We start from the raw sequence: 18,487 nt of genomic DNA on the forward strand, positions 1-18,487 counted from the left end.
GCATTATGACCACTACGGTTTATCCTCCTGCTGCGCAAGCCAGCATGGCCGAGTTCGAAACCAGCGCGTTGTTTGCCGATCTCAAGAACAGCGCCTACGAACACCTGCTGAGCCGCATAGAGGAGCTTGGCGCCGAGTTCGGCCGCTGGTCGCAGGCGGCGATCGCACAGTTCGTGGCACTGGAGATAGACAGCTACATCCGCCTTCATGCGGTGCCTGTCAATGAGCAGGAAGCGCAGAAGGTGGTGAGCGCCCTTACGCGCGAACTTACCGGGCTCGGTCCGCTGCAGCCGCTGCTCGACGACCACAATGTGGAAGACATTCTGATCAACGGTCATCAGGACATTTATGTGTCGCGCGGAGGCATTCTGCAGCGCGAAACCTCCCACTTCAAGGATGACGAGCACGTGCTGCGCATCGTGCGCCGCGTGCTCGCGCCTCTGGGCCGCAGGCTTGACGAATCCAGCCCGATGGTGGATGCCCGGCTGCCTGACGGGGGGCGTATCAACGTCATCATCGCGCCTTTGTCCATCGACGGCCCCTCCGTTTCCATCCGCAAGTTCCGCAAGGACCCGCTGACGCCGCAAGATCTGGTCAAGCTGGGAACGTTCAATGAAGATATCTGCCGCATCCTGGAGATGGCCGTGCAGGCGCGCTGCAACATCCTGGTCAGCGGTGGAACGAGTTCAGGCAAGACTTCGCTGCTCAACGCGCTGGCCAGCTTCCTTCCCAGCCGCGACCGCATCGTCACTATCGAAGATACGGCGGAACTCTCACTCAATCACGCCCACGTGGTCCGCCTGGAAAGCCGGCCCGGCAGCTTTGACGGCACAGGCCACGTGAGCATCCGGGATCTCCTGGTCAACAGCCTGCGTATGCGGCCCGACCGCATCATCGTGGGCGAGGTGCGCAGCGGCGAAGTGTTGGAACTGCTGCAGGCCATGAACACCGGGCACGACGGTTCCATGGGAACGATCCACGCCAGCTCGCCGCGGGAATGTCTGTACAGGGCCGAGATGCTCGCGGGCTTTGCCGGCTTTCAAGGCAGCGAGGTCAGCCTGCGCCGGCAGATTGCCAATGCGGTGGATTTCATCGTGCAGATCGGCCGCCTTTCCAATGGCCGCCGGCGCATCCTGTCTTTGACCGAAGTTACCGGTATGACGGACAACGTGATTTCCATGCAAGAGCTCTACCGCTACGAGCCGAAGATGGGCGCGGACGGGCAGGAGATCGATCAATGGGTGTCGATGGGCATCTCGCCGCACTCGCCCAAGCTGCTGAGTTGGTGGCGCTCACAGCAGGGTAGCCAAGGGGGCGCAAGATGACAGGCCTCGCGCCGGGTGTTCTGGTCTTGAGCGCCATCGCTTGCGTGTTGCTGGCACTGGCGCTCTGGCTTTTTGCCCGCGCCAAGCACAAGGCTAGCCAACAGTCCATTGACAGCAACATGCAGCGTAGCCTGGAAATTCAGCGCGATCTGCGTGTCAGCGCGCCGTTGGTATTGCCCGGCGCGTCAGTTGCACAGGCGCTTGCGCTGAATGCGCAAACCCGTACCAGTACATGGCGGCGGCTTGAAGACCGTCTTGGGGTCGCAGCCTGGGGCATTCCTCCGCGCGCGCTGGCCCTTCTGTCTGCCGCCGCTTTGCTGTTTTCCCTGGGTACGGGGGTGCGCGGTGGGGTGTTCATGGGCGTCATAGCGTTCGCGTTGTGCATATTGCTCGGCACCTTTGGCATCTGGTGGCGCATGAGCCGGCGCCGCGCCAAGATGCTGTCACAACTACCCAGCTTCCTGGATAACGTGGTGCGGCTCATCTCCATTGGTAACTCGCCGCACGCAGCATTTCAGTTTGCCACGAGCAACGTGCCCGAGCCCTTGAGTGGCGCCTTGCAGGACGCGTCGGCATCGTTGAGTGTCTCGCCCGACTTGGGTCAGGCCATGGCCCAGCTTGAGCGTACCTGGGGGTTGCCGGAGTTTGGCCTGCTGGCAGCCGTCTTTCGCATGAGCACCCGATATGGAGGACGCGCCGATCTGGTGCTAGAGCGTGTTTCCGCCTATATCAGGGACCGCCAGTCGGCTGAACGCGAATTGCACGCGCTGTCGGCGGAGGTTCGTCTGTCGGCCTGGATTTTGGCGCTGCTACCAATTGTGGTGGGGGCCATGATCATGTTCCTCAACAAAGGTTATTTCATGCGCATGTGGAACGACCCCGCAGGCCATAAGCTGATTTTGATGGCCGCTGCTTTGCAGGTTTTCGGCTCATTCCTTCTGTATCGCCTGGCTCGCCTGAAGTAGAGCAGCTTATGCAGGAAAAACCCATGATACTGAGCTCAATCCAGTGCCCTATGATGGGCTTCGAAGGAAGCTCGGCATGACTTCGCAGCAACTGTGGATCATGAGCCTTGCCTGCGGCGCATTCGGTATTGCCGTGTTTGCGGGAGGATTGGTTTGGCATTTGCGCCGTTCGGCTCGCGCCGAAGCTCGTGTGGGCGAGATCTTGCAAACGCGCGAAGCCAGTGCAGCGGCGTTCAATCCATTTCTGATGCCTGGCGTCAGTTCGTCTGCAGTATCTAGCGAAACCAGCCAGGACGAAGCCGATGCAGCTCAAACGGTAGCCGACAGCTTGAAGGTCCCGGCATGGTTGGAGTCTGGCCTGTCGAAGGTGTTATTGGCTGACGAAGACCGCAAACTGATGGAGCAAGCGGGGATCGAGATTGCTCGCGGCGGCCTGATTTATCTGGTTAGCCGGGTGGTGCTGGCAGCGGTGTTGCCCATGCTGACGCTTCTCCTGCTCCAACCCAAAGGCAACTACACGCTGCTCTATGGCTTTCTTGCATTTGGCCTAGGCTTGATGTTGCCAAAATGGATCATGCGCTCGAAGGCCAGCAAGCGCCGCACGCAGGTGGTAGAAGAGTTACCGCTGTTTGTCGATCTGCTCCGACTTTTGCAAGGTGTCGGGTTGAGCATTGACCAGAGTTTGCAGATTCTGGCTACAGAGTTCGGTAGCGTGCTGCGAGTGATCAGCTCAGAGTTGATCTTGGCCAACCGTCTCCATAGTAGCGGGCGTACGCGTGCGCAATCGTTGCAACGGCTTTCCCTGCTGGGCGCCGACGACGACATGAATGCCGTGGTCAACTTGCTTGTGCAGGTAGATCGCCATGGAGGCGCCGTCCAGGAGCCGCTAAAGGAATTCAGTCTGCGCCTGCGCGAGAAGCGTCAGGCCGGGTTCAAGGAAAAAATCGGAAAGATCACGGTCAAGATGACGGGCGTGATGGTGCTCACCCTTCTCCCCGCGCTGCTGGTGATTACGGCCGGCCCGGGCTTCACGGCGGTCATTCGCTCACTCTCATCCATGGGAGGCAAATAAGCCATGCTCTTCCGTATTTTGATGCCAACTATCCGCCGCTTGCCTGCCCGAGCCGCCTGCGCGGTGGTTGCAGGCGCGCTGACATTGACGGGCTGCGGTTTCAAAGGGCCGCAAGGCTACGGTGTAGATGATCAAAGCACGGCCGTCCAGGCGCAGCAGCAAATGGAAAAGGCAGAGCTCTCTACTCAGGTGGATCCCCAGAAGACCTATCTGAACCTGATCACGCAAATGCAGCAGGCCAACCAGTGGTACGCCTCGCTGGCACACACGGAAGCATTTGAGCGTCAATACGGTACGAACCCTCAGATCCGCTTGTTGCGTGCCGACGCGCTGCGCAACACCGGCCAACCACAACAGGCGGAAAAAGAGTACCGGGATTTGTTGCTGGTACCGGACGTCAACACGCAGTCCCGCGCGCGCCGAGGCCTGGGCCTGCTGTATGCCAGCCAGAAGCAATTCACCTTGGCCGTTGCGCAGTTGGAATCGGCGAGGCAGCTCAACCCTATCGATGCCGACGTACTGGGCGATTTGGCCTACGCCAACATGTTGGATGGACGGCTATCTGCTGCGTCTCTGCCTATTTTTCAAGCTGCACAACTGGCGCCGGCCAATGCGCGTGTGCAGTTGAATCTGGCCTTGTACTGGCTCGCGAGTGGAGAGCAGGGACAGGCGGCTCAACTGCTGCAACGGCTGCGCCAGCCGCAAGCCAAGAATGCGCCGCCATTGATCAACGAAGCATCGCTGAACGATTTGCACAGTCAGCTTCTCATCGTTCAACAAGCCGTTCGGGCCCGCGCCGATGCCTCATTGATGCCTGCAGCACCTGGAACATCCGAGGCGGAAGCGCCCGCATCGCATCAGCCGAGAACCGATCCGCCTGGACCTACTGCCACGATGCGCACGGTGGTGATCAGGAGAGAACCCAGCAGCGATCCGGCGATGCAAGTTACCACATCCGATGCCGAATCGGCCGCAAGTGGCGAAACGGCTGTACCCCATTGATCAGGAGCACGCGATGATTTTTTCTTTTTCCTTGAAGTCCAGGTCGCTGTTGCCGATGCTGTTGAGTTTGGCCTTGACAACCTTCGTATGTACGGATCGCGCCGAGGCAGATCAATCCGCCAATCAGGCCGCGGTCGCTGCAGAGAGCAGTGCTGCCTTGAATGCATCTTCCAGTGGACCCACGACGGCTGAACAGGTTACGGCCATGCCAGAGCATGCGAATGGCGGTAGACATATCGATATCGGCGCCGCGACTGGCGGCTTGTTCGCCATGCAGCGCCAATCAACGGGAGTACGTCCTCGTCCGATCGATGGTGAGCAGGCCAGGCGCAGTTATCAACGCTACCTCAAGAGCTTCGAAACCACCATTCCCGAGTTCTTCGACACCGGGTTGGGCGTCAAGAAGCAGTAGCGCTTCCATCCGTCTGAATAGAAGATAAACGTTATGGATCCGCGAACGCTCTCCGCATTTGCCGCGTTGCCCAAGTGCCGCCATCAGCGGGGGGTGTACGCGCTTGAGTGGGCGCTTATCTTCGTGCTTTTCTTCATGTTGTTGTACGCCATTGTGAGCTTTGGCTTGGGGTTCCTCGTGCGCGAATCCATGCAGTGGGCTGCAGAAGATGGTGTACGCGCAGCGTTGCAGCATCAATATGGGAGGGACTTGCGCAAGCAGCGTGCCAAAGAGGTTGTGCAATCCAATCTTGCCTGGTTGCCCCCGGAGTTGTTGGCCGCCATGAATCAAGGCGACAACTTCAGCTTCAAGGTCTGCAGGCTTAATGACGGCACCACTTGCACCGACGATATGGCACCTACCGCAATGAAGTGCGACTTGGATACGAACAGCCCCTGCATGCTCCAGGTGCAGATCAAGCTGCCTTACGCGCGCTATTCGTTCACTCCGTCCGTCACCATGGGCTTGCTGGAGTTGGCCATGCCCGATTTGCAGGCGCAGGCGCAGATCCTGGTGGACCAGAAGGGGTTCTGAAATGCGTTATCTCGCATCCTCTATCTCCTTTTCGCTGAGGCGCGGCAAACAGCGAGGCATGGCGGCGCTGGAGTTCAGTTTGTTGGTGTTGTTTGTGATCATTCCGGTTTTTCTTGGAGTTTTTGTTTTCTGGGAGGTTCTTCAAACTCAGCAAGTCGTGACCCGTGCTGCAGGCGATGGTGCACGCGAGGCTTATCGGCTGTTGCAGAGTGCGCGAACACCTAACGCGGATGGCTCGTACCCTACGGATGCGCAGGCCATCAGTGCCGCGGAGACCCGTGTGCGCGAATCGGTTAGTGCCGCACTACGCAACCATCTTGGCGGTTCGGCTGACATGGACAACCTGATCACCGTCACGCTGGCTCCCTTCGAAGCCAACCAGTTGGCGCTGAGCGTGAGCTACGCCAGGCCAGCATTGCTTGGTACGGGCGGGCTGAACTTCATTGAGCCGGAAACGCTCGAGGCGCGAAGCCTCATTAGCTGGCATTGACGAGGCTTGGTCATACAACAATGAAAACCGAGGAGAGCACCTTGAGCCAGCCGATAGCTTTACAGCGCTCATCGCGCATCTGTGCGAGCAACGCTGCATTACGTACCGATCAGAACGGTAGCGTGTTGATCCAGTTCGCCGTTTTTCTTTTCATCATTGTTGCGATACTTGGGGTAGCTGACTTGGGCTATTCGTTCTATGCCAAAAGGGATTTGCAGCGCATCGCTGATCTGGCAGCTATTGAAGCGGTTCAAGGTATTGATTTTCAAACGCCCAACAACAGCGCTCCCTGCAAGGCGGCGGGTGATCGAAGTGTTGAGAATAATTGGCCGTCGCCTCTCAATGCAATCACCAAGACCGTGGTTTGCGGGGAGTGGGATGCAGGGAAGTACGCTAGTCCTCGTTACTTTCAGGGCGAAGCGAAGCCACTGAATGCTGCCCACGTGGTGCTGGAAGGCGAAACTCCAAGTTTTTTTCCAGCACGATGGGATCGCAATGTTCGAGCCGAAGCCATTGCCCAGCGAAGTGCGCCTAGCGCCGCCTTTCAGGTGGGATCTCAATTGCTCAATCTGAACAATGACGCACCTCTGGGTAGATTGCTCACGCTCATGGGCTTGGATCCGGAAAAGCTTACCGTTCTGGATGCGAATGGTCTTGCAAATGCCAAGATTTCTCCATCAGGTTTGCTTAAGACACTGGGCGTGGATCTTGGCATTAACGGACTTTCGGCTCTAACACCTCAGCAGCTTGCTGATCTCAACAACTTGACGTTGCTGCAAATCATGGATGCGTCTTTGGAGCTGGTTTCCGATGACACGCTCAAAGCCGACATTGACGCGGCCATAGCGGTACTCAGGGATCTGAAAATTGGCAGTGTCAGGCTACTGGATATGAAAATTCCCTTGCTGCGTGATTCAAGCTCATCGGACAGCGGCATTTTCACTTTTCTCTCGCTCGGCAGAAGTGACTCTCCCGATGGGGCCGCGTTGAATTCTCAAATCGGCGTCGGCGACTTGCTGAAAACAGCGATCATGATCGCAGCGAAAGACAATGCGATAAAGATCAGTGGTGCGTCTCTGACGGATGCTGTTCAGTTGGGTTTGACGGTCGTCGAAGCACCAACGATCGCGGGTGGTCCTATCGGAACGAAGGCGAACAATGCACAGGTTCGCGCGGAATTGGATATTGACTCATCGAAGATACCTCTGCTCGGATCTTTGTTCGAAAGTCTGCTAGGCGGCTTACGTATCAATCTACCCGTCAAAATTCAAGGTGTAAGTGCTGATGCCACTTTGACTGATGTGTACTGCCCAGACCCGGATCGCGGAAATCAGCCCTCCATCGATCTGGGCGTGAAGTCACGTGTGGCAAAGGTTGTCATTGGGGATGAGAGCGCGAGTGCATCTGATCCGAAAAATCTTTTGATCAAGACACCTATTTCGGGGATCAATGTTCGCGGTCCGATTACGACAGATGTGCTGGCGGCGCGTGAGGAGACCGTCAACTTGGTAGTGGGACAAGTTGACTGGACTAAGGAAAACACGCTTTTGTTGGGCGACACCGTCGGATCGCTGACCGACGCGCTATTCAGCCTGCTTGGCGGTATTTTTTCACCCCCGCGCTGGCGTCCAACTGGGAAGGCATGACTCTCGAGGGGAGTTCTCAAGACATCACGAATAAGCAGATCGAAGCCCTCTCTAAGTTCTATCTTGAGGAATCCAAAGTCAATGGGTTTTACAACATAGAGGGCGCTTTGAGCCTCCTCCTCGGCGGCAGAGGGACAGCGGGCTCTGACGGATACATAGGTGCCTTAGTAAAAAATGATTTCAATATCGACCACGGGATTCCTACTTCGTGTGTTGTTTCCGCATGTCCGCTCGGAAACTGGAGGGCAGGGACTTTCTCCGAGTCGTTTACGGCATTGACAAGCAAGCCAATAGGGCTACTCCCCTTGATCGGTATTTCTCCTTTGGACGGGGGTTTTTCAGTTGCGCGGGGGTACTCTCTGCTCTGTTAGCCTGGAACTCCTGCGTTCTCGACAATTTGAATAACCTGCTGAAGCGCAATGTCGTTCAAGTGAACATTACTGATGCCAATGCATTGACTGCCTCACTGACCGGCAACACGACATGTCCTGGCGCGCTCTGCGCACTTCTGAAACCTCTTCTTGACCCAGTCAAGTGGCTCCTCAACGGCTTGGGCGAAGGCATTCTTTCTCCACTGCTTACCAAAGTGTTGGGTCTTGAGTTAGGCCGCAATGAGGTCAAAGCGATCGATATCAGCTGCAATTCAGCTCAATTGGTGTTCTAAGAAATGCTGCATGGGACCACGTTACCCGCGAATGAACGATAATGAATAGCACAGTGAATCCGAGCGATCTGGTCATCTACGTTTGGGAAGGCCAAGCCGATATTGCCGAGCGGGTGGAGCGCTGCATGCTCAACATGGACGTGGAGGTGATTCGCGCGGACGGCCTGAACCTGCCGCCCGCTTCCACCGCCACACCCAACGCCATTGCTGTCGTGAGCGTCTCGGTGCTGGAAGGCGCGCGCTTTACGCGCCAGAACGTGGAAGGCACTTTTGGCGGCATGCCGGTGCTGTGGGTCAGCGCCAATCAACGTGGCGCCAGTACGGGAACCTACGCCACCGAGTATTCGCATGTGCTGCCGTTCGACTTCACCGGCGCGGAACTGCGTGCCATGCTGGCGCGCATTCTCAGGCGCCTGCAAAGCACCCAGCGGCAAGCACAGCGCTCTGAGGACATCATTGCCGTCGCGGAGTGCATGCAACGCCTGCTGCACGACGTGGACACCTTTGCGGACTGCGAGCACAGCGTATTGATCATCGGAGAAACCGGTACCGGCAAGGAGCGCATTGCGGAGCGCCTGCACGAGCGCAATACGCATTACGGACAAGGCCCGTTCGTGGTCGTCAACTGTGGCGCCATTCCGGATGGCCTGTTTGAATCCCTCTTCTTCGGCCATGCCAAGGGCTCGTTTACCGGCGCCGTGACCGCGCATAAAGGTTTCTTCGAGCAGGCCAACGGCGGCACGCTGTTCCTAGATGAAATTGCCGACCTGCCGCTGTATCAGCAAGTCAAGCTGCTGCGCGTTCTGGAGGAGCGCACCATCACCCGGCTGGGCTCCGCCTCTCCTGTGCGGCTTGATTTCCGGCTGGTGGCAGCCACCAACAAGCCTTTGCGAGAGCAGGTGCATGCCGGCAAGTTCCGCGCGGATCTATTCTTCCGCCTGGCGGTTATCGAACTGCAGGTCCCTAGCCTGGAGGAGAGGGGCGAGGCCGACAAGCTCGCGATTTTTTCCAGCATCCTGAACAAAGTGGTCGGCGAAGAGCTCATGGCCGCGCTGGGTGAACCGCCGTTCTTCATTCTCGATACCGTGGCCCAGATGTACTTTCCCGGTAACGTGCGCGAGTTGCGCAATCTCACCGAACGGGTCGGGGTGGCCGCACGCCAGACGCAGGACTGGATGGCGGGTGGCGCCACCGAGCGCATCCTGCGCCAGGCGCAGAGCATGTCCGCGCTGACGCTTCCGGCTGAGCCCACAGGCGCCGGCGAAGCCGTCCTGGCCGACCGCAGCAGGTGGGACATGGACGAGCGCAACCGCATCATCGCGGCGCTCAATGACAACGCCTGGAAACGCCAGAACACGGCGCAGCAACTGGGCATCAGCCGCAAGGTACTTTGGGAAAAGATGCGCAAATACCAGATCAGCAATGGCGAGCCCGAGGTGCCTATGACCTCTGGTGCCACGGCAGACGCAGATATGGAAGAGTGAGGGCGCTCGCATTTGTGAGTCACATGCAGATAGCCAAGGTCCGTCATTCCCGCGCAGGCGGGAATCCAGTGCACCCTTCCAACGCCCTCTGGATTCCCGCCTGCGCGGGAATGACGGCCGGGAAAGATGTCAGTGCGTAGACCAAAAATGCTCTAGTGGCTTGAGTGCACTCCTTCATACCAATACCAAAGAAGAGATAGAGAACAATGCAAAAACCGCTAATCGTTTTTGTAGGAGCGGTGTATCCGAGCCAATACAGCCTGCTGTGCAGCTACCTGCGTTCGACCGGCATGGCCGACAGCTGGTTCATGACCACGCCGGGCCACAAGGCCAACCACGAGAAGAACTGCGATCACCTTCTGTCCTTCCAACCGGACGGCAAGATCGTCGGCCCCCAGAGCTACTACTATTCCAGCAAGGTCGAACGTTCCGCGCGCATTTGCCGTGGCGTACTCAAGGCGCTTCAGGATTTCGAGAAAGCCCAGGGCCGGCCGATCGATCTGGTCGTGGCGCATTCGCTCTGGGGCGCACCCAACTGGTTGTACGGTGAAATCGAAGCTGCGGTGGTCAGCTATATCGAGTTTCCGAGCTACCTGGCACATGGGTGGGATCCTCAGTATCCTCCCGACGCCTCGCAACGCCTGGGTGACCGCAACATGGAGATGCTGCATTTCCACCAGGTACTGTGCAGCGATCTGACCATTGTCCCCAGCGCCTATGCGCGTTCTCTGTTTCCCGCGCTGCTGCAAGACAGAATCGCCGTGCAATTCGAAGGCTTCGACATCAAGCCTCCATTGCCACCGCCCGCACCGTCAGGCGCTTCGACAGCCAAACCCTTCACTATTGCGTTTTCGGCGCGCGATCTTTCCAGCTCCAAGGGGTTTGAGACCTACATGCGCCTGGTCGATCGTCTGGTGCGGGAAGGCCATGCGGAGAACACGCGCTTTCTCGCGATCGGAGATGCGGAAGCAGTGACCTATGGCTACGAGCAGCAATGGGTGGAGCGCCGGTACAAGGGTCAGGTCAAGAGCTTCCGAGATCATCTCCTCAAGACCTATCCGGCCGCTCAGGTCGTCGAGTTTCCTGGAAGACTGCCCTACGATGAGTTTGCCGAAATGCTCGGCAGCGTCGATCTGTTTCTCTATCCTTTGCGCTATGGCGTTGCCAACTGGGGCTTGATGGAGATCCTGGCCCGCGGCGGTTGCGTCATTGCGTCCAACTGGGGGTTTGTTCCTGAACTGGTGCAGCACGACGTCAATGGTCTGCTCATCCCTGACAACGATGATGCTTGGATCGCCGCCATTCGCTTGATGCGCGCAGACACCGCACGCCGCGCGCGCTATTCAGCTGCGGCCCAGGAGACGGGCCAGCGGTATCACATCTCCAAGGTGGCGCCGCGCTACATGGCCCTCTTCGAGCGGGCCATGACTCAGAAGCGGGCGCCCCTGGTTTAGCGCCAATACGGTTCAACTGGCCACTCTCCTCGTAGGCCGGATGTGTGCTCAGCCGTTGTACAACGCGCTCAGCGCGCGCTGTTGTTCGGGAGATTGGTTGAGCATGTCCTTGATCACTTGCTGGCGTGTGAGCGGCGGCTGAGCGGACGCCTTGCCCGGCACAGGCACGTTCCACTGGTAATACCGCAGCGTGCCATTTGCGATGATTGTGTTCAACTCCGCGTTCACTTGTGCGCGTGTCTTGGTACTCGCCACATGCTCAGGCGTGAAGCGAACGATATCGCCATTGCCCTGGTGCCAGGCGGAATTTGCCTGTGCCAAAGAAGGCAAGGTCAGCAGTCCGGCGATGATCGCCCATGCGGAAATTGCGATGAATCGGCTTTTGTTCATGAAGAAGACTCCTAAGCGTTGAAAATACGGCCTCAGACCGCGCTGCATGCCGGGAAGGCATGAGCCCAACTATAGGAATCGGTCCCCAACAGGAAGGGGACATGAACGTGACGGTTTTGTCATATGCGCGCAGACGGCGCGCTATGGGCTGTATATACAGGCTGTGTGCTATGGGCTGCGCGTTTCCCAGTTCGAGAGCTGCGTGCGCAGTGCGGTGACCAGCGCCAACGGTTCGTCGAGCATGATGTGATGCCGCGCATTGGGAATCTCCACCATCGGCAGCACGCCGGTGAAAGTCTCGTAGCAGAAGCGGCGCACGGAATCATCAAGCCGCGCGCTCAACTCGCCCCACATCAGGGAAACAGGGCAGAGCATGCTGAGCAAGTCCGGAACGAAGTCACGGGGGCGTGGATGCGCGAGCGCGGCGGGATCGAATTTCCAGCGCCAGCCCCCTGCCTCCTGCTTGATCGAATGTTCCGCAATGTAGCGCAGGTAGAAAGCGCAACTCACCTCCTGCTGAGGCAATACCTTGAAGCGTGCCAGGGCGCTCTCGCGATCGGGGTAGATCTTTGGTACCGGATTGACCTGCACGAATGGCGAGGTACCTCTGTTGACGGGTTCGCGGGGCGGCGAATCAATCACGATGAGGCCGGCCAGGCGCTCGCCATAGGCGCTGCCAACCATGATGGCCACGAAGCCGCCGAGGCTGTGCCCCACGATCATCGGTTTTCGGCCAGGAGCCAGGGCATCGGCCACGGCCATGACCTGCTGCGCGTAGCGCTCACGCTCATATTGGCCACTGTGCGCGCTGTCACCCATGCCTGCCAGATCCGTGGCGATCACGTGATATTGATCCACCAGAAGCGGTGCAATGAAGCGCCACCATTCGGCGCTTGCCGCATTGCCGTGGATGAGCACGAGCGGGGGCTTGGCGGTGTCGCCCCAGGCAATGTAGTGGATCGCGCAGCCCTCCACATCAATGAAGCCTTCGCGGCTGGGCATCGCCAATGCGGCTTGTGCCCAGGCAGGCATGAGGTTGTTGTTCTGTGAGGTACTCAATTTGTTTCCGGTGATCATGCGATACGTTCAGAGCTTACCGCGCAAGTGGCGCCCCAGATCTTCCCAATCGCTGGCATGTGCCACATCAAGAATGGTGCCGAGATGCTTTTTGAGCGCCGCATTGCTTACGCCGGTCAACGCCAGGCTGTCAGCACGGGCATGCCCAAGGCCCGCGAGCACGGCGATCTCGCGCTGCAGCGGGGTCAGTGGCATTTCCACGATACGCCGCACCATCTCGATCTGATAGGGGCGTTGGAGCTGCAACGTCAGCAGCAAATGGGTGGCGGTTGACGCGGGATTCCGCACAACGGCGTTCAATGGGCTCGTACGCATGTCCAGCAGCCCGTGAGGCACCGGCAGGATGCGGTTCTCGCCGGGTTGAAGGCCCAGCAAGGCGAGCAAATCTTTCGGCAGTACCACGGCGTTGGCGCCATACAAGCCCAAGCCGCGCACGTGGGCGGTCCGCAGGAGTTGCAGCGCCTGGCTGTCGGCCGATAGCGGGCAAAGGCTCGCGCCATCAAGCAGAACATGGCCAGTGGCGCTGTGAGTCCCGCCGGGCCAGGAACTGTTCTGCAGCAGGAAAGCGCGCTGAAGGCTGCCCGAGGCGCGCTCGAGCATGCTGGCCTCCGCTGCGCTGAAGCCATTGACTGCGCTACGCGAGCGGAACAAGGCTGCGACGGCACGGGTCACGGGACCTGTCGGGCTCGGGACTTCCACGCGCAAATCCAGCGTGTAGTGATGCCCATTGGGCCGCATCAGAAGGTTATGGCTGTTCGAACGGTAATACGATGCACCGGGTGACAGCAACCGTCCCACCCGCGGGCCTTCAGGCTTGGCCAAGGCGAGGATATTGGTTTCCCCGGGCCCCGTGAACAGATGGAACTCGTTCAGGAACAGGTTGCGTACGCTGGCCGGAGAGTCTTCATGATGAAAGCCCGCCGGCAGCCCCTGCTCATCGAGCCAGAACAAGGCAGCCGCATCGGCTCCCACCAACCCCCGCAGCACGGAACATACCTCGGCAGCGATTGGCGCAAGGCCCAGGCCAAGCCGGCACAGCAGGTCTAGCTTGTGCCAAAGCCTTTGCCGTTCGGCTGCACTCGGGGATGGAGACGGTTTCATCTTTGAAGCATGGAGCTGCGTATTATCTCCAGCCCCATGGGGGCATGGCCCCTGGTTTTCTCTATGGATATGCCGCATGAATGCGGATGATCTCGCCGCAGAGAACATTGACCGTTGCCCAATATCAGTGGGCGCGGACGGTAGCCCTTGGGGGATGGCAGGCGCCAACACCGGACTCAATAATCGATCAGCAAGCCCAGCGAAGGCCTTGACAGGCGCTTTGCCCGGCTCGCGATTGACCATTTGCCTAACCACTTGCTGTGCAGCCCTCTCCAAATAATCTGCTCATCTCCATCATGAAACCCTCCTTATTCTCTCGCCTGGCTTGGGCGGTCTCTGTTGCGTTGACACTGGCTGCCTGCGGTGGCGGAGACTCCGATTCGCAGCCCCAACCCAATCCCAATAGCCCCAAGCCTGCCATCACGCCTGTCGGCTTGGCTCAGGGCGCTCCAGTAAACATCGCTTTGACCTCAGCCGGCGGCAGTTTGAGCAGTGCGGACGGTAAGTTGACGATCACCGTGCCTGAAGGTGCCTTGACGGCGGCGACAACCCTGACCATTCAACCTATTGCCAACAATGCGCCCGGGCGCATCGGCGCGGGGTACCGCCTGCTGCCTGAAGGTGTCGCATTTGCCAAACCGGTGCAACTCAGCTTTGTCTATGACGACGCCGGCCTGTCTGGCAGCCATGCGCAAGCGTTGGGTATCGCGTTCCAGCAATCCGATGGCACCTGGCGATGGCAAGACGGTGCCCTGAATGAGGTAACCCGAACCGTGACGGCCAATACCACCCATTTCAGTGATTGGTCACTGGTCAAGGGGCTTCAACTTCGGCCCCTAAGCGCCACTGTCAAGGTGGGCGGCTCTGTCCCTCTGCGGATCGCTTATTGCTACGCGCCTTCATTCAGCAATGACGATCTGCTGGCGCCCCTTGCGTTTGACTGTGAAAGCGATAATGCGCCGGCGCCGTTGAACACGCCGGTCACTTGGTCTGTCAATGGAGCGCGTGGCGGCAATGCCGCGGCGGGTACGGTAACTGGCAACGAGGTGGCTGCCCAATACACAGCGCCAAAGCAAAAACCCGAAGCGAACCCGGTGGCTGTGTCGGCTGAAGTGCAAGGCGCCAAAGGAAAGTTGCTGCTGGTCTCGAACATCACGATCGCGGATGATTTCACGGGCTACCAAGGCAGTATTTCCGGCACCATGACGGAGGAAAACACGGAGATCACCTATCAGGCAGGAACGCTTGAATTCATTCCGTTCGAAGACCTGCCTGGCGATCTGAAGAAATATGTCGCGCGCGGAAGCCTCACCATCAAGACGCGCTACGGATCAGGCCGTATTGAAACTGAAGTACTGAGCCTGAGTGGAGAACAAGGCGTGCTCGTCGTTTACGACCCCGTACGCAGTGGTACCCCACTGGCTGGGCGATATTGGTTCAGCCTCTATGGGCTTCTCAACTCCTGCCCTGAAGAGGTGATTGCCGGAGGCGGAACGCTCCCTTCATATGGCGCCGACTCCGCCAAGCTGGAAGGGGCGCGGGGGATTACTTGCACCGCAGGGGGAGCAGCGTCAGTTTCAATACGCAATGGTCATTGGGGGCGAGCGAGCCAGCGCCGTAGCCGCCGGCGGCTCCAGCGCAGCGGTCGGGGGCAGGGGTGCCATCATCACGCCCGCGCGCGCCGTGCAGAAGAATGCCGCGGCATATTCAATGGACGAAGCCACGCAGACAGCTACGATGGCCCCGGCCCCGACGGGCCATCGAGCTGCAGTGTTAAGGATTGAAACTCATTCTCATTTAAAATGAGGCCTTCTTTCAATCGCGCCTCTGGAATGGAATGCCGCTTCTTGCCCCGGCTTGGAGGTATACGCTGCCGTTCTGAACGATGAGGTATCTGGAGGCTGAGGCGGCATGATGGCCTCGCGTTTTCACTGGTTGTGGCTGCACCGCTGGCTGGCGCTCAGTTTAGGCTGGGTGCTGATCCTTGCAGGTCTGACTGGCGCTTCGCTGATCGTTGCCAAGCCATTGGACCGATGGGCCAATGCGGAGTTGTTCATCGCCAGTGGCACCACCAAAGCCGCGGGTGCACCGCCCTCGCTGGCGCAGATCGCCGAACGCCTGCATGACGAGTTTGGCAAGCAGGCGTCCTTATCATTCCGCTTTCCTCGCAGCAGCGACGAAACGCTCTGGGTGACCGTGCGAGGCCGATGGCACGGCACGGTCTACCTCCATCCGCAAACCGGCCAGGAACAAGGGCGCCGAGGAGAAGCGCAGGGCGTTTTCAACTTCCTGTTCAAGCTGCACAGCTCCCTGCTGCTGGACTCCACGGGCAAAGCGCTCCTGGCATGGGTAGCCATGGCCTATCTTGTGCTGGTGATCACCGGCGTGGTGTTGTGGTGGCCCAAGCGCTGGCCGCCCCAATGGCATATCGAGTGGCGCAAAAGTACGTTGCGGGCGCTGTTCGATCTGCATCGCATTGGCGGAGTGGTGCTCGGCCTGTTCATTGCAGTGTCTGTGGCCACAGGTGCCTACATGGCATGGCGCCCCCTAGCGGCCTACATCACGATGGTGAGCGGCGACAAACCAGTGAAGCCTCCTCAGCTCCCCAAAGACTCGTTGTCCAGCGCGGGCGCGCCGACCCCTGACACGATGCTGCAGGCCGCACGGACCTTTTCCCTGGCGCGCAGCCCACTTTCATGCAATTGCCCGCCAAGCCGGATCGCCCTGTGCGCATCCGCTTTCTCGCCGACAAGGATCCCCATCCCAACGGCGTCAGCTCGGTCTGGATCGATCCGCGCGACGGCAAGGTTCTTGCCGTGCAACCTTGGCACCAGCTCGATGCTGGCTCCCGGGCCGTGGTCGTGATCTTCCCGCTGCATACTGGTGAGCTGGGAGGGCCCTTGCTGGAAGCTGTCATGCTGGTGAGCGGCCTGGCGCTTGGCGGCTTGGGCATGACCGGTGTCTGGCTCTGGTGGCTGCGCCGCCGGGCCAAGACACAGGCGCACCGAATGCAGACCAGGAACAAGCGCCGTACTGCCAAGGTTGGACTCGGTGATGAATTTGTGTAAGTGCTTCTTTTGTACGGCGAGTTTGCTGCTTGACAGCTCAACGCTTTTCAATACCCATCTCTGCAGCGATTTCCGCAACGGGCTCCTTGAAGCGGGCCAGCCCGGCCGCTACTTCGGCAGCGATCTCACTGCCGCGCAGAGGTGACAGGCGAGTGGTACCGAGCCGTTCGGCGAACTGACGCAGCGCCTCGCCTGTCAATGTCTTGCGTAGCTCGGTCTCGAGAATGCGTGCGTGATTGCCGGGGTGCCGGCTCGCACGGCCAATGCTGTCCAGAGCGCGAAATCGAAATCGGTACCGCTTTCGTGAACCGTTGGAACACTCGCCAACATGGGCTCGCGCTCTTTCGACGCAGTGGCAAGCACCTTGATCTTGGCCGCGGTGGCCAGTGGCACGACCGGGGTGGTGTCGACCAACGCGATGTCCAGCACACCACCGATCAAATCACCCAAGATTTGGGGGAAGCTCTTGTAGCTGACGTGACGAAACCGGCCTCCCAGCTTCGTGCCCAGCAGTGTCGCGCCGACTTGATACGACAAGCCCGAAGTTCCGAGCGACACCGCTTCGGGTTCTTTACGCACTGCTGCCTTGAGATCGGCCAGCGTGTTAAATCTTGAATTGGGGCCCGCAATCAGCACTGTCCAGGCGCGCGAGACGCCGATAAGCGGGACGAGATCCGCCGGTTTGTAGGGCAGATTGATGCGGAGCAGAGGATTGAAGACCATGGGCTGTGGGCCGATCAGCAGCATGGTGTAGCCATCGGCAGGCGCAGACAGAAGTGACTGCATGGCGATCAAGCCATCGGCGCCAGGCTTGTTGTCCACGACAACCGGTTGCTTGATTTGCGCAGAAAGCTGATCGGCTATTGCACGACCAAGGGTATCGCCGCCGCCGCCGGTGCCGACGGGCAGCACCATGCGCAGGCTTCTGGATGGATAGGTGTCGGCTCGCGCAGGAAGCGAGCAAGCTAGCGCTGAAAGCGCGAGCAGGCCGTTCAAGCGGCGCCGGGTAAAGTCACGGTTCATCAAGTCGTCTCCGTCTATTTGGGGTATTGGGGATGTGCCAGGCGATGGTTGAATCAGGGCAGTGCTTTTGTTGCGATCCCTTCGCCTGGTGCACGAATCAGCCTGACAGCGGTGTACGTCATGACCGTCGCGCCCTCCTGGTTGACCACATCGATGCACGACCGCAGGACCGCACGTCCAGGTTTGGACGTCAGTTTGCGCTCGACAACTTCGCACTCGACATGGATCGTGTCGCCCACGCGCGTTGGCGCTCTCATGACGAGTGTGGCTTCCAGGAAGGCAAGGCCAACGCCCTCCATCGTGCGCTTGGCCAGCCCTTCGGCATATGCATAGACGAGGGCGCCGGGAACTACCCGGCCGGAAAGCACGCTGTGCTCACGTTCGGCGGAATCCACACTCGTGAACAGACCTTCGGTCAACCAACTGGCGTTGACGAAGTTCACAAGGTCGGCTTCGGTGATCGTGCGGCCGCCGGAGCGATGACGCAACCCGGGCGCCAGATCATCCCAATAGAGCGCCCTGTCCATCGTCTTCATTGAAGTCCTCGGTAAACGCTTCCTGCCGCTGCAGCAGGAAGACCAGGAAATTTTGCGTTCGATGCGGGATCCGGGCACCACCCGCAATGGGTGGCAAGCCATGCTGACGATACACGGGCATAGGTGCGCTGTATCATGAAATCATGATATCTCGGCACGGTAATCTCGCGTATCCTGATTCCCTGTTCAGGCCGCCCACCCGCTC

General features: G+C 59.2%; 20 protein-coding genes. 14 read left to right on the top strand and 6 right to left on the bottom strand.

What is annotated here, in order from left to right; genetic code table 11:
* The first annotated feature begins 5 nt into the window (after window positions 1-5).
* The 11 genes from WJU18_RS01425 to WJU18_RS01475 all read left to right on the top strand — a co-directional run bounded on the left by WJU18_RS01425 (window position 6) and on the right by WJU18_RS01475 (window position 11,087).
* Window positions 6-1,325: a CpaF family protein gene (locus WJU18_RS01425; RefSeq protein WP_423458400.1), complete on the top strand. Its 1,320-nt coding sequence runs from the start codon at window positions 6-8 to the stop codon at window positions 1,323-1,325.
* Window positions 1,322-2,290, top strand: a complete 969-nt coding sequence (locus WJU18_RS01430; protein ID WP_423458401.1) for a type II secretion system F family protein — start codon at window positions 1,322-1,324, stop codon at window positions 2,288-2,290. Before WJU18_RS01425 ends, WJU18_RS01430 begins: the two co-directional genes overlap by 4 nt.
* Before the next feature lie 202 nt (window positions 2,291-2,492).
* A complete protein-coding gene (locus WJU18_RS01435; RefSeq protein WP_423458402.1) occupies window positions 2,493-3,362 on the top strand; it encodes a type II secretion system F family protein in 870 nt (289 codons plus the stop codon).
* 3 nt (window positions 3,363-3,365) lie between these two features.
* On the top strand, window positions 3,366-4,364 hold the full coding sequence (locus WJU18_RS01440; protein WP_423458403.1) for a hypothetical protein: 999 nt from the start codon (window positions 3,366-3,368) through the stop codon (window positions 4,362-4,364).
* A gap of 73 nt (window positions 4,365-4,437) precedes the next feature.
* Window positions 4,438-4,776, top strand: coding sequence for a DUF3613 domain-containing protein (locus WJU18_RS01445; protein WP_423458404.1), 339 nt, complete (start codon window positions 4,438-4,440; stop codon window positions 4,774-4,776).
* 33 nt (window positions 4,777-4,809) lie between these two features.
* A complete protein-coding gene (locus WJU18_RS01450; protein WP_423458405.1) occupies window positions 4,810-5,349 on the top strand; it encodes a TadE/TadG family type IV pilus assembly protein in 540 nt (179 codons plus the stop codon).
* 1 nt (window position 5,350) lies between these two features.
* Window positions 5,351-5,839 (top strand): TadE/TadG family type IV pilus assembly protein, encoded by a 489-nt coding sequence (locus tag WJU18_RS01455; RefSeq protein WP_423458406.1) that lies wholly within the window; start codon window positions 5,351-5,353, stop codon window positions 5,837-5,839.
* A 41-nt stretch (window positions 5,840-5,880) separates the two neighbouring features.
* Window positions 5,881-7,485: a TadG family pilus assembly protein gene (locus WJU18_RS01460; RefSeq protein ID WP_423458407.1), complete on the top strand. Its 1,605-nt coding sequence runs from the start codon at window positions 5,881-5,883 to the stop codon at window positions 7,483-7,485.
* Between the two features lie 397 nt (window positions 7,486-7,882).
* Window positions 7,883-8,149 carry a hypothetical protein gene (locus tag WJU18_RS01465; RefSeq protein WP_423458408.1) on the top strand — a complete coding sequence of 89 codons (267 nt, stop codon included), beginning with the start codon at window positions 7,883-7,885 and terminating at the stop codon, window positions 8,147-8,149.
* Between the two features lie 41 nt (window positions 8,150-8,190).
* Complete coding sequence (locus WJU18_RS01470) at window positions 8,191-9,633, top strand: sigma 54-interacting transcriptional regulator (protein WP_423458409.1); 1,443 nt, start codon at window positions 8,191-8,193, stop codon at window positions 9,631-9,633.
* A 206-nt stretch (window positions 9,634-9,839) separates the two neighbouring features.
* Window positions 9,840-11,087: a glycosyltransferase gene (locus tag WJU18_RS01475; RefSeq protein ID WP_423458410.1), complete on the top strand. Its 1,248-nt coding sequence runs from the start codon at window positions 9,840-9,842 to the stop codon at window positions 11,085-11,087.
* A gap of 48 nt (window positions 11,088-11,135) precedes the next feature.
* Here the strand turns inward: WJU18_RS01475 and WJU18_RS01480 are convergent, their stop codons facing one another.
* The 3 genes from WJU18_RS01480 to WJU18_RS01490 all read right to left on the bottom strand — a co-directional run bounded on the left by WJU18_RS01480 (window position 11,136) and on the right by WJU18_RS01490 (window position 13,655).
* Complete coding sequence (locus WJU18_RS01480; protein WP_423458411.1) at window positions 11,136-11,477, bottom strand: DUF4148 domain-containing protein; 342 nt, start codon at window positions 11,475-11,477, stop codon at window positions 11,136-11,138.
* 168 nt (window positions 11,478-11,645) lie between these two features.
* Window positions 11,646-12,536: an alpha/beta fold hydrolase gene (locus tag WJU18_RS01485; RefSeq protein ID WP_423458412.1), complete on the bottom strand. Its 891-nt coding sequence runs from the start codon at window positions 12,534-12,536 to the stop codon at window positions 11,646-11,648.
* A gap of 27 nt (window positions 12,537-12,563) precedes the next feature.
* Complete coding sequence (locus tag WJU18_RS01490) at window positions 12,564-13,655, bottom strand: hypothetical protein (RefSeq protein ID WP_423458413.1); 1,092 nt, start codon at window positions 13,653-13,655, stop codon at window positions 12,564-12,566.
* Between the two features lie 296 nt (window positions 13,656-13,951).
* On the opposite strand from WJU18_RS01490, the gene WJU18_RS01495 reads away from it, so the two are divergent.
* The 3 genes from WJU18_RS01495 (at window position 13,952) to WJU18_RS01505 (ending at window position 16,723) form a co-directional block, all read left to right on the top strand.
* Complete coding sequence (locus WJU18_RS01495; protein ID WP_423458414.1) at window positions 13,952-15,439, top strand: hypothetical protein; 1,488 nt, start codon at window positions 13,952-13,954, stop codon at window positions 15,437-15,439.
* A gap of 127 nt (window positions 15,440-15,566) precedes the next feature.
* On the top strand, window positions 15,567-16,520 hold the full coding sequence (locus WJU18_RS01500; RefSeq protein ID WP_423458415.1) for a PepSY-associated TM helix domain-containing protein: 954 nt from the start codon (window positions 15,567-15,569) through the stop codon (window positions 16,518-16,520).
* Window positions 16,511-16,723 carry a PepSY domain-containing protein gene (locus tag WJU18_RS01505; protein ID WP_423458416.1) on the top strand — a complete coding sequence of 71 codons (213 nt, stop codon included), beginning with the start codon at window positions 16,511-16,513 and terminating at the stop codon, window positions 16,721-16,723. Before WJU18_RS01500 ends, WJU18_RS01505 begins: the two co-directional genes overlap by 10 nt.
* Window positions 16,724-16,760: 37 nt before the next feature.
* Here WJU18_RS01505 and WJU18_RS01510 read toward each other — a convergent pair whose 3' ends face one another.
* Genes WJU18_RS01510 through WJU18_RS01520 form a run of 3 tightly spaced genes read right to left on the bottom strand, consistent with a single transcriptional unit; the run spans window position 16,761 to window position 18,282 of the window.
* Window positions 16,761-16,922, bottom strand: a complete 162-nt coding sequence (locus WJU18_RS01510) for a hypothetical protein (RefSeq protein ID WP_423458417.1) — start codon at window positions 16,920-16,922, stop codon at window positions 16,761-16,763.
* Window positions 16,919-17,746, bottom strand: a complete 828-nt coding sequence (locus tag WJU18_RS01515; RefSeq protein WP_423458418.1) for a Bug family tripartite tricarboxylate transporter substrate binding protein — start codon at window positions 17,744-17,746, stop codon at window positions 16,919-16,921. Before WJU18_RS01515 ends, WJU18_RS01510 begins: the two co-directional genes overlap by 4 nt.
* A gap of 53 nt (window positions 17,747-17,799) precedes the next feature.
* Window positions 17,800-18,282, bottom strand: coding sequence for a MaoC family dehydratase (locus WJU18_RS01520; RefSeq protein WP_423458419.1), 483 nt, complete (start codon window positions 18,280-18,282; stop codon window positions 17,800-17,802).
* Window positions 18,283-18,487: the final 205 nt, after the last annotated feature.

This window comes from Ottowia sp. VDI28 (assembly GCF_049532675.1).
Lineage (GTDB): Bacteria > Pseudomonadota > Gammaproteobacteria > Burkholderiales > Burkholderiaceae_C > Ottowia.